Source organism: Saccharopolyspora pogona (assembly GCF_014697215.1).
GTDB classification, from domain to species: domain Bacteria; phylum Actinomycetota; class Actinomycetes; order Mycobacteriales; family Pseudonocardiaceae; genus Saccharopolyspora; species Saccharopolyspora hattusasensis.
Genome location: NZ_CP031142.1, coordinates 7,009,758 through 7,020,000, shown reverse-complemented (window position 1 = coordinate 7,020,000; position 10,243 = coordinate 7,009,758). Strand labels below are relative to the sequence as shown.

General features: G+C 70.3%; 11 protein-coding genes (1 of these 11 running past the window's edge). 3 read left to right on the top strand and 8 right to left on the bottom strand.

Annotation, left to right across the window (positions count from 1 at the left end; genetic code table 11):
• Together DL519_RS32935 and DL519_RS32930 are read right to left on the bottom strand one after the other, a co-directional pair.
• Positions 1–1,016 carry the 5' portion of an acyclic terpene utilization AtuA family protein gene (locus tag DL519_RS32935; RefSeq protein WP_190820623.1) on the bottom strand. Its footprint begins 292 nt before the window's first position, so only the first 1,016 of its 1,308 coding nucleotides appear in the window; it begins with the start codon at positions 1,014–1,016; its stop codon lies off the left edge, out of view.
• The gene (locus DL519_RS32930; protein ID WP_190820621.1) at positions 1,016–2,287 is read right to left on the bottom strand and encodes a CitMHS family transporter; all 1,272 of its coding nucleotides are present in this window, start codon (positions 2,285–2,287) and stop codon (positions 1,016–1,018) included. Before DL519_RS32930 ends, DL519_RS32935 begins: the two co-directional genes overlap by 1 nt.
• A 91-nt stretch (positions 2,288–2,378) precedes the next feature.
• Between DL519_RS32930 and DL519_RS32925 the strand changes: the two genes are divergently transcribed.
• Together DL519_RS32925 and DL519_RS32920 are read left to right on the top strand one after the other, a co-directional pair.
• Complete coding sequence (locus tag DL519_RS32925) at positions 2,379–3,302, top strand: LysR family transcriptional regulator (protein ID WP_223839864.1); 924 nt, start codon at positions 2,379–2,381, stop codon at positions 3,300–3,302.
• 45 nt (positions 3,303–3,347) lie between these two features.
• Positions 3,348–4,127, top strand: a complete 780-nt coding sequence (locus tag DL519_RS32920) for a MarR family winged helix-turn-helix transcriptional regulator (RefSeq protein WP_223839863.1) — start codon at positions 3,348–3,350, stop codon at positions 4,125–4,127.
• Between the two features lie 6 nt (positions 4,128–4,133).
• On the opposite strand, the gene DL519_RS32915 is transcribed toward DL519_RS32920, so the two are convergent.
• From DL519_RS32915 to DL519_RS32905, 3 genes are all read right to left on the bottom strand, one after another.
• Positions 4,134–4,823, bottom strand: coding sequence for a demethylmenaquinone methyltransferase (locus DL519_RS32915; RefSeq protein WP_190820617.1), 690 nt, complete (start codon positions 4,821–4,823; stop codon positions 4,134–4,136).
• The gene (locus tag DL519_RS50475; RefSeq protein WP_223839862.1) at positions 4,745–5,422 is read right to left on the bottom strand and encodes a GNAT family N-acetyltransferase; all 678 of its coding nucleotides are present in this window, start codon (positions 5,420–5,422) and stop codon (positions 4,745–4,747) included. Before DL519_RS50475 ends, DL519_RS32915 begins: the two co-directional genes overlap by 79 nt.
• Positions 5,423–5,601: 179 nt before the next feature.
• Positions 5,602–6,726, bottom strand: a complete 1,125-nt coding sequence (locus DL519_RS32905) for a glycosyltransferase family 4 protein (RefSeq protein ID WP_190820613.1) — start codon at positions 6,724–6,726, stop codon at positions 5,602–5,604.
• 177 nt (positions 6,727–6,903) lie between these two features.
• On the opposite strand from DL519_RS32905, the gene DL519_RS32900 reads away from it, so the two are divergent.
• Complete coding sequence (locus DL519_RS32900) at positions 6,904–7,764, top strand: inositol monophosphatase family protein (RefSeq protein WP_190820611.1); 861 nt, start codon at positions 6,904–6,906, stop codon at positions 7,762–7,764.
• Positions 7,765–7,767: 3 nt separating this feature from the next.
• On the opposite strand, the gene DL519_RS32895 is transcribed toward DL519_RS32900, so the two are convergent.
• The 3 genes from DL519_RS32895 to DL519_RS32885 all read right to left on the bottom strand — a co-directional run bounded on the left by DL519_RS32895 (position 7,768) and on the right by DL519_RS32885 (position 10,089).
• Positions 7,768–8,187: a hypothetical protein gene (locus tag DL519_RS32895; RefSeq protein ID WP_223839861.1), complete on the bottom strand. Its 420-nt coding sequence runs from the start codon at positions 8,185–8,187 to the stop codon at positions 7,768–7,770.
• A 369-nt stretch (positions 8,188–8,556) separates the two neighbouring features.
• Entirely contained in the window at positions 8,557–9,432 is an 876-nt protein-coding gene (gene paaC, locus DL519_RS32890) for a 1,2-phenylacetyl-CoA epoxidase subunit PaaC (RefSeq protein ID WP_190820607.1), read from the bottom strand.
• A 174-nt stretch (positions 9,433–9,606) separates the two neighbouring features.
• Positions 9,607–10,089: a DUF3592 domain-containing protein gene (locus tag DL519_RS32885; protein ID WP_223839859.1), complete on the bottom strand. Its 483-nt coding sequence runs from the start codon at positions 10,087–10,089 to the stop codon at positions 9,607–9,609.
• Between the last annotated feature and the right edge of the window lie 154 nt (positions 10,090–10,243).

Below are 10,243 nucleotides of genomic sequence, written 5' to 3'. Positions count from 1 at the left end.
GTGGTGACGACGTCCGCGGCCAGCTGCGCCCGGCGGGCGGCGTTCGGCCCGGCGTAGCTGATGCCGCACTCCGCCCGGTACCCCGCGCGGTAGCCCACACTCGCCTTCAACTCCTCGGGGCGTGCACGGCCGGCCGCGCCGCTGATCCGAACCCGGTCGGCGCCGGCCTGTTCCGCTCGCACTCCGCGGAAGTCCAGAACCACGTCAGGAGTGCGGTAGCCGGTCGGATCGGTCACTTCGTAGAGCAACTGCTCGCGGACCGTCGCGGTAGAGACGACGCCTCCGGTGTCCGCGAGCTTGCCGATGGTCGCGGTGCCGTCGGCCGCGACTTCCGCGAACGGGAAGCCCAGTTCCGCCAGGCCCGGCACGTCCTTCACCCCCGGGTCGGCGAAGTAGCCGCCGGTGACCTGTCCGGCACATTCCAGGAGGTGCCCGACGAGCGTTCCCGCCGCGATTCGCGACAGGTCGTCGAGTTCCCAGCCAAGCCGGTGCGCCAGCGGCGCGACGAACAGCGACGGGTCCGCGACCCGCCCGGTCAGCACCACGTCCGCCCCGGTGTCCAGCGCCGGTAGCAGCGCCTCGGCGCCCAGGTACGCGTTCGCCGACACGACCGCGCCGTGGTCGGCGAGCGGAATCCCGTCCTCCAACGCGGGGATCCGCGGGTCGAGCCGGTCCAGGACGTCGTCGCCGGTGACCACCGCGATCTTGCCGCGCAACCCGAGTTCCGCCAGCAGGTCGCGGGTGAGGATCCCCGCCGCGAGGGGATTCGCCGCGCCCATGTTCGTCACGATCCGCACGCCGTGCTCTCGGGCGGCCGGCAGCAGCCGCTCGAACCGCGCGCGCAGCCGCGGGTCGTAGCCGAGCGCCGAGTCGCGCAGTTTCCGCTGCTGGCCGAGCGCGATTGTGCGTTCCGCCAGGCATTCCAGGACCAAGTCGTCCAGCTCGGCCCGCGCCGCGAGGTCCACCGCCGGTTCGATCCGGTCCCCGGCGAATCCGGCTCCGCTCCCGATGCGCATCACAGCACCCCCGTGACCAGTGCGACCGCGGTCATCACCAGTGTCGTGCCGAACGCCCACCCGAAAATGAACCGCTGGTGGTCGCCGAGGTCGACCTTGCTCATCCCGAGCAGGATGAACGTCGAGGCGGTCAGCGGGCTGAGCGGGAAGCCGGTGGTCATCTGGCCGAGGATCGCGGCGCGTCCGATCGCGGCCGGGTCACCGCCGAGCGCGGACGCCGTCTCGGCCAGCACCGGGACCACGCCGTAATAGAACGCGTCCGGGGTGAACACCAGGCTGAACGGCATGCTGGTGATCGCGGTGGCCACCGGCAGCAGCCCGGCGGCGGAGTCTGGGACGACCGACACGAGGCTCTCGGCCATCGCCTTGATCATCCCGGTGCCGGTGAGGATTCCGGTGAACACCCCGGCTGCGAAGATCACCGCGATGACCAGCACCACGTTGTAGGCGTGCTTGGTCAGCAACTCCTGCTGCCCCGACCAGGTCGGCCGGTTGACCAGCAGCGCCGCCAGAAAAGCCAGCAGGAAGAGCACTTCCAGGTCCGCGAGCTGGGTCAGCAGGCACACCACGAGCGCCAACGTCAGGATCGCGTTGATCCAGAACCGCACCCGGTCCGCGCCGGTCGGCCGGACCCGGTCTTCGACGGCCACCTCGATGACGCCGAGCCGCTTCCGCTCCGCGCGGCCGATCAGGTAGGCCGCCACCAGCACCCAGAGGATCCCGGCCACCATCGCGGGCAGCACCGGTACGAACAGCCGGCCGCTGTCGAGGTTCAGCGCGGCCATCGCGCGGGCCGTCGGGCCGCCCCACGGGACCATGTTCATCACGCCCGCCGCCAGGCAGATCACCCCGGTCAGCACGATGCGCCGCATGCCCAACCGCTGGTAGATCGGCAGCAGCGCGGACACGGTGATCAGGAACGTCGAGGCGCCGTCGCCGTCGAGCGCGACGAGCAGCGTCAACAGCGCGGTGCCGACCGTGATCTTCAGCGGATCGCCGCCGGCCCAGCGCAGGATGCGGGTCACGGCGGGGTCGAACAGCCCGGTGTCGACCATCAGGCTGAAGTACAGCACCGCGAACGTGATCATGATGGCCACCGGCGCGACGGTGACCAGCCCGTCGGCGATCAGCGGGCCGAGCCGGCCGCCGAAGCCGGTGGCGAGCGCGGCCGCGATCGGCACCAGGGTGAGTGCGAAGAGCACCGAGATGCGACGGGACAGGACCAGAGCCAGGAAGACCCCGATGGTCAGGAATCCACTTACGGCGAGCATGCAGTACCTCCGAAGCCGGACGGAGGTACTGTGATCCGCATCGCTCATGCGGGTCAAGCAAAAGTTGGTGATAAATTAATGCGCCGTGAGCATGGATCTGACGCTTCAACAGCTCCGACTGGTGCTCGCGGTGCATGACGCCGGGAGCTTCACGCTCGCCGGCGAGCAGCTGCACCTGGCGCAGTCCTCGATGAGCCGCACGGTCCGTGAAGTCGAGCGCAAGCTCGACATCACGCTGTTCGAGCGCACCACGCGGAACCTGATCACCACGCCGGAAGGCCGCGAGTTCTGCCGGGTGGCGCGGCGCATGGTCGAAGCCTTCGACGCCGGGATCAACCACTTCGAGGGGTTCCTGGCCGGCAGCCGCGGCCGGGTGCGGATCGCCGCGCTGCCGTCGCTGGCGGCGATCCTGCTGCCGCCCGTGGTCTCCGCCTACCGCGCGGAGCACCCCGAGGTCGAACTGTCCATCGAAGACGACATGTCCGACGGGGTGCTGCGGCGGGTCCGCACCGGCGTGGTCGACCTGGCCGTCACAGTGGTGCCCGAACCGCTTCCGGACCTGCAGGTCCGGCCGATCGCCGCCGACCGGTTCTGTTGCGTTTTCCCGCCGTCGCACCCCTTCGCCGAGCGCCGTCAGCTCGACTGGGCGGAACTGGCCGACCAGCCGCACGTCGCCTTCGAACCCAGCAGCAGCATCCGGCAGCACGCCGAACGGGCCTTCACGATGGCCCGGGTTCGACCGGACCTGGTGCTGGAATCGCGCAACATCACCACCGTCGCCGGGCTCGTCGCGGCCGGGCTCGGCGTGGCGGTGATGCCCGGGCTGGTGCTGCCGCTCGTCCAGTTCGCCGGCCTGGAGCACCGGGCGTTGGGCCGGCCCGAGATCAGCCGGCGCATCGCGGTGGTCCGCGATCCGAACCGCCCCCTCGCCGCGGCATCGGAGGCGTTCATGACCGCGATCGGCCGGACTCAGCGCTCCGCCGACCCCCTCGCCCCGGAAACGACCTGGCTCTGACCCGGACGTCTGAGCTAGGCCGGGCAGGAGACGCGGCTTGCGAACTTGCTCGGTGCCGCTGCCCTGGCTGTCACCGACGAGATGAACCACGCCGTGCGGACGACCGGGCTCAACTGGAGCCAGGTCACGGCGCTGGTGCTGCTGCGCGGTGACTCGGGGCTGAGAGTCACCGCGCTCGCGAAGCGGATCGGGGTCCACCAGACCGCGTACACGCGGATGGTCGACGACCTGCAGGATCGCGACCTGGTCGAACGGCGGCACACCGTCGGCAAGTGGACCCACTCGCACCCCCACCGAGGCACGCCTACGGGCAGCCGAGGACGTGCTGGAGACCGCGGGCATTCGCTGCTGCGGGTGATCGCTGCGCTGGACTGCCAGCGATCTGGTTGTTATCCGGCGGAAAACGCGCGCCGGGAGGGCGTGGTGTACCGGACGCGTTGGGTCGCCGGAGTCGGCTTCGCCGGGCAGTTCATCGGATTGGGCCAGGTCCCAGGCGACGCCGGGTGGTATCCGGTCATCGCCAGCCGAATCGTCTCGGTCTTGGTCAGCGGCGTGTTTGTCATCAGCACTACGGAGGTGCGGCGGCTGTCCGCGAAACCGGCCGCAACTGCGCTGGCGGGCGGAGCCGTCGGCACTGTTGCGATCATCCTCTACCCGTTGGCTACCAGCCAGCAGATGATCGCCATCGCCGTCGTGCTCGCGGCCCTCTACCCGGCCGTTCCCGTCGTACTGGCGCTGCTGGTGCTCGGCGAACACATCACCCGCGCACAGCTCCTGGGGTTGTTGTGCGCGGCAGCGGCGATCGCTTCGCTGTCGTCGGCGTAGCGCGGGTCAGGAGGGCTTGACCGCGCGGTGGACCGCCGCGACCCCGCTGGTGAGGTTGCGCCACTGCACGCCGGTCCAACCGGACTCGGCGACCAGCTCCGCCAGCTCGCGCTGGTCCGGCCACTCGCGGATGGACTCCGCGAGATAGACGTAGGCGTCCGGGTTCGACGACACCGCGCGGGCGATCGGCGGTAGCGCCCGCATCAGGTAGTTCAGGTAGATCGTCCGGAACGGCTGCCAGGTGGGGGTCGAGAACTCGCACACCACCAGCCGACCTCCGGGGCGCACCACCCTGAGCATCTCCCGCAGACCCGCGGCCGTGTCGACCAGGTTCCGCAGCCCGAACGAAATCGTCGCGGCGTCGAAGGACTCGTCGGCGAACGGCAGCCGGAGCGCGTCCGCCGCCACCATCGGCACCCCTCGGTTCCGACCGACCGACAGCATGCCCAGCGAGAAGTCCGCGGCCACGCACCACGCGCCGGAGCGGGCGAACTCCACCGTCGACACACCGCTGCCGGCCGCCAGGTCCAGCACCCGCTCGCCGGGCTTGGGCGCCAGGGCCCGCCGGGTCACCTCCCGCCACCGCCGGTCCTGCCCGAAGGACAGCACCGTGTTGGTCAGGTCGTACCTTCGCGCGACGCCGTCGAACATCGCGGCGACCTCGCGGGGGTTCTTGTCCAAACCGGCCCTAGACACACCCGGAGAGTACGTGGCAGGACCGGCGAGATCACCATCACGCCCGTCGAATCCGCATCGCGGAAGTCATGTTCCTTTTCGATCGTCGGAGCCCGGCCCCCGCGGATCACCTCTCGGTGGCAAGTGGATCCGCAGGCATTCCCGGAACGCCCGCTTCCCGGGGTGGGACTCCCGCTGTCCCGTCCGGCGGAATCCGACGCGCTCGTAGAAGCGCCGGGCAGCAAGGTTCGCGTCGAAGACGCGCGCGTCACAGAGGTGGCGCCGTTTGTCCGCGACGACGACAGGACCGCGTCGACCAAGGCTTCCGCGACGCCCTTGCGGCGCCACTCGGGGGCGACCCACATCGCTTCGAGCTGGTGCTCCCCCGAGGTCCGAGCCGGCACCGCAGCGACCACCCCCACCGCCGCCCTCCCGGACCAAGCCAGGAACCACGGGCCGCGGGCGAGCCGCTCCCGCCAGAACTCCATCGACTCCGCCCACTCACGGTCCAAAGTGGACCCGAAGGCATCCGGGTCGGCCGCGAGTGCGCGCAGCCTCGCCTCCCGCAAAGCGTTCAGTTCACTGTCGATCACTCGCCGCACCAAGACCCCGGAACCCATGATGAGCGGGAGAAGCGTTCAGGCACCACATATTTTTCCTTGCCGGGGAAGCAAGTTCGCCCGATCGAGGCGCACGTGGCTTCAGGGATCGATCCGGTGAGCAGCGGTAGCTGTTCCGAAGTCAGGCCGGAGCCCAGGAAGCCGAACTCCCGCAAGAGCCGCCACGCAGTGCGAAGGGGTCAAGCGGCCAACGGCTCCACGCGGGTCGTCACCTCGGCATAGTGCCCGATCAGCTGTTGGCACAGCGCGGGCCAGGTCCGCCCGGCGACCGCTACGCGCGCCGCTTCGCCGAACCGCTCCCGCACCGCCGGATCTCGCAACGCCGTGACAGCGGTGTGCAGGGCATCCGCGTGCACAGCGGGATCGGCTGCGGGCAGCAGGTAACCGGTGCGGCCGTGGTCGACGAGATCCCGGGGGCCGCCCGCGTCCGGGGCGATGACCGGGACGCCCGAAGCCATTGCCTCCTGCACCGCCTGGCAGAACGTCTCGTGCGGCCCGGTGTGCACGAAAACGTCGAGGCTCGCGTAGATCCGCGCCAACTCATCCCCGGTCCGCTGCCCCAGGAACACCGCACCTGGCAACGCCGCGCTGAGGTTCTGGCGTTCAGGCCCGTCACCCACGACGACAAGCCGCACGCCCGGCATCCCGCCCAGCGCCGCCAACCTCTCGATGCGTTTCTCCGGAGCCAACCGCCCCACGTACCCGACGAGCAACTCACCGTTCGGCGCCAACTCGCCGCGCAGGCCCGAATCCCGGTGCTGCGGCGAGAAACGCGTTGTGTCCACGCCCCGCCCCCACCGGTGCACCCGCGGAACGCCGCGCTCCAGCAACATGTCCACGGCCCAAGTCGACGGCGCGAGCGTACGGTCGGCGGCACCGTGCAAGCGGCGGATCCAGCGCCACGCGGCTCGCGCGGTCAGGCCCAAGCCGTACGACTCGGCGAAGCCCGCGACGTCGGTCTGGTACACCGCGACGGTCGGGACACCGAGCCGCCTCGCGGCGGCCAGACCGCGCGCCCCGACGATGAACGGCGACGCGAGGTGCACGACATCCGGGCGGAATTCATGCAACCCGCGCAGCAACCGCCGCGTCGGGAAGCCGATCGGCAATGACGAAACCAGCGGCAGATCCACCGCGGGCAGCCGGATCACCGGGAAGCCCGCGTACTCCTCCGGGCCCGCTCCTGGGGCGATCACCAGTGCCGCGTCGCCCCGACGGCGCAAGTGCTCCAGCACCCGGAGCACGGAATTCGTCACCCCGTTGATCTGCGGCAGGAAGCTCTCGGTCACGATCGCTATGCGCACGCCGAAAACCGTGACGCCCCGGACCGGCGAACAGTCGACCGCAACGTGACAGCATCGCCAACGCCAACCGAAGACCGCGCCAACTCGTCAGGCGGCGCGCAATCGTGACCTGCCCCTCCACAACCGGCCACCTGATCGTTGCGCTCCGGTTACCCACCGCACGGAGCCTGGGACGGCATGACGGTCCTGCCTTCCGCGCCCGCGCAGATCGATCCCGCCCTGGTGTCGCGGGCATTCGAGGTCGCCGGCCGACTCGCGAACGACGCCGCAGACGTGATCATCGCGACCGCGGGCCGGGGAGCGCGCCCCGAGCCCACCGAGTCGCCGTTCGACTGGGTCACCGACACCGGCCGCACCCTGGAACGCCACACCCGGCGGATCCTCGCCGACGAATTCCCCGGAATCCCGGTGTTCGGCGAGGAATTCGACGCAGCGCCCACCACGATTGCCGAGCACTGGGCCGCCCGCGCCGGTTCGGCGAGATTCCGCTGGTCGGTCGACCCGGTCGACGGCACCGCCAACTACGTCGCGGGCCTGCCCTGGTGCGCCTACAGCCTCGCCATGCTCGACGAGCACGGCCCGGTGGTCGGGGTGGTCGCCGACCCGTACCGCACGCAGATCTACGCCGCGGCGCGCGGCCGCGGCATGCGCGCCAACGGCACGCCCGTGCGGTTGCCCGTACCGGGCGAGGCGCGCGGGGGCATCGTGTGCACGGAACTGACCAAGGACGGGCCGTGGCACGGCATGGACCGGTTCATCACCAATGCCGCGAGCGCCCAGGTCGGGGTTCGATTACTGGGCTCCCCGGCGCTGGCGATCACCCAGGTCGCCCTCGGCCACGCGGTCGCGGCGGTGCTGGACTCCTATCAGGAATGGGACGTCGCCGGAGCGCTCGCGCTGGCCACCGAAGCCGGTGCCACCGTGCTGGACCGCCGTGGCAACGCAACCGCTCTCCCGCTGGACGGGCTGCTGGTGGCCGCCCCCGGCGTCGCCGCCGACGTGCACGACTGGTGGCGGCAGGCGTTCGGGCCGAGCTGACCCTTAGGCGGCCCGAACCAGCGCGCGGGCCGGAGCCGAACCCGGCTTCGGACCGAACACCGCCGACATCGGCCGCAGCAGCGGGAACTGCTCGCGCAGCACCGCCACCTGCTCGTGGACCCGGCTGAGATCGGGTGCTGCGACCAGCTCCACGACCGTCTCCAACACGTGATCGGTGACCATGCTGAACCTGGTCGCGGCGTCATCGAGCTGGCTCTGCACCCGGCGCACAACTACGTCGTCCCGCGGCTCGCTGCCCGTCAGACCTCGCCCCACCTCGGAAAGCGCGCGAATGTTCGGCAATTCCGCATCCATCCGCCGAACGACCGTCTGCAACTGGTGGCGGGCCTGCGTGGAGGACACCGCGTCGACGGCGCGGGCGGCTCGGTAAACCGCCTGCTCGCACCGCTGGACCTCTTGCAACCACTTGTCAGGCAAGGGTGACGGAGACAAAACGGGCGGCGCAGCAGGGCGCGCGGCGGCGGGCGCGGTTCTCACTCTCCGGGCGCAGACAACGGCCAACATCACTCCTGCCCCGCACGCCCCGGCGATCAGCGCGACCAGAACTTGCACCCAGATTCCGTCCATGTCGAGTTGTGTCCTTCCACTTGGCCGCAGAGGCATTCGAAACCGGTGTCCCGCCCGTGGGCACCGATCCGACGATGTCGACCGAACCGAAGTTCCCGAGCGCCCCCCAGGAATCACTCTGCGCCCGCCGAGCCCCGAAGTTCTTGGGGGAAAGTACTCAATCTGATCGTGTGTGCCGCGACTCTGCCCGTTCGGCCCGGCCGATCACGGCTGTGCGGCGGATCTTGCCAAGTACTGCATTTCGGCGAGCAGGAACTCCAACCCGCCGGTGTGCACCCCGTCCCGGCCACCGGGTCGGACGAACCCACCGAACTCCACAGGATCCGGCCGTTGAAGGCTGGCCACCGAGAACACCTCGTCGAGCATCTCGCTCACGTCGCCGCGCACGTCCGCCGGATCCGCCCCGCAGCCGGCGTCCGCCAACCGCGCCTCGACCGGGTGCGGGACGAACAGCTCGCCGGTCATCGGCCACACCCGCTGGAACCCGGCCGCCATGAGCCGGGATGAACTGGTGTCGCCATCGCCGAGGCGGATCACCCACTGTGCGGCGTGGTCCCGGTGCCGCGTCAGCTCCGCGAGCGACCGCGCCGCCAAGGTGGCCAGCACCGCGTCCCGGCTCCGCGCCAGCCGTTCGAACACCGCGACCCTCCATGCGGCGAACAGCAGCAGCCGCGCGACTGTCGCCGAGAAATCCCCGACCTGGCCGGGCCCGCAGTCGATCTCGACCAGGCGGACGTTGCGGAATTCCTCGGACGTCCGCAGGTACGCGAGGCTGTCCTCGTCCCGCCCCGCACCTTCCACCTCGCCCGCGCGGTGCAGCAAGATCCTGGCCTGCCCCAACAGGTCGAGCGCGATCGCGCCGATCGCGGCAGCCTCTTCCAGTTCCGGGGCGCGAATTCCCCACTCGGACAACCGGTGCGACAGGATCAGCGCATCGTCGCCGAGCATCAGGCAGTACTGCGAGAGGTCCGAAGTGGCCACGCCATCCGGAACCGACCGATCCACAGTGGACATCGAAGGTGCGCCGAGCACCCACTGCTGCACATCCGACGCACCGGACTGCACTTCAGGCATGTTCATGGCGACCTCGCAGACGCGAGTCGGCGGCCGGCAGGAACGGATGGGCCGCTACCCCCACCCCCGGCTCCACAACGGTCGTGCGAATCCGCCGCCAGCCCCTTCCAGCGGGAATCCAGTGTCACACCACCCGACCGAGTTAGGGAAGCCTGATCAGCGGTACAAGGGCACAACGACTCATCGCGCAGTCGGCCGCCGCAGCAGCCAGTACACCGGCAGCAGAACCGCCCAAACCACGGCGAGCGAACTGGACACCGGCAGCAGCGACAAGACCGCGTTGCGCCCGGCGACCCGGACCAGATCCGGGTTCCGCGAGTCGTACTCGACCCGGACCAGCTGGCCGGCCTGCAGGTCGGCCGGGTAAAGCACGCCGTTCGGCGGGATGTAGACGCGGCCCTCGTCGGTGTTGAAACGCACCACGGTCCGGGTCAGCGAGGTGTCCACCACCTCGGCCACCGCTTCGCCCTTGGACTCCTCGATGGTCCGATCGTTGATGAAGCACGCCCCGATGATGGACAGCCCCATTACGGTCAGCAGCAGGCCGAGCACCAGCACGCCCCGGCGGGCACGCGTCCGCCCCCGGCGACGGGTCGGCACCGCCACCGGCTGGTCACCGTCCGTGCTGGAGTCGGTCACCGAGTCGGCCGCGTTCTGCGCCACCGCTTCGCTCGCCACGGTGACCGATTGTAGGCATCCCGCCATCGGCGAGTCGCAGGCCTTCGGTGCCGCCCACCGCTTCGGGGGCGGCGCATACCCTCCAGGAGTGGCGACTACACCCCGGCTGCTGACGGCGCGAACCCGACGGCTCGAACCA

Coding starts and splice junctions, on each gene's coding strand:
- DL519_RS32930 (WP_190820621.1), bottom strand. CDS start 2,287: ATGCTCGCCGTAAGTGGATTCCTGACCATCGGGGTCTTCCTGGCTCTG.
- DL519_RS32900 (WP_190820611.1), top strand. CDS start 6,904: ATGACGGTCCTGCCTTCCGCGCCCGCGCAGATCGATCCCGCCCTGGTG.
- DL519_RS50475 (WP_223839862.1), bottom strand. CDS start 5,422: ATGGGTTCCGGGGTCTTGGTGCGGCGAGTGATCGACAGTGAACTGAAC.
- DL519_RS32925 (WP_223839864.1), top strand. CDS start 2,379: ATGGATCTGACGCTTCAACAGCTCCGACTGGTGCTCGCGGTGCATGAC.
- paaC (WP_190820607.1), bottom strand. CDS start 9,432: ATGAACATGCCTGAAGTGCAGTCCGGTGCGTCGGATGTGCAGCAGTGG.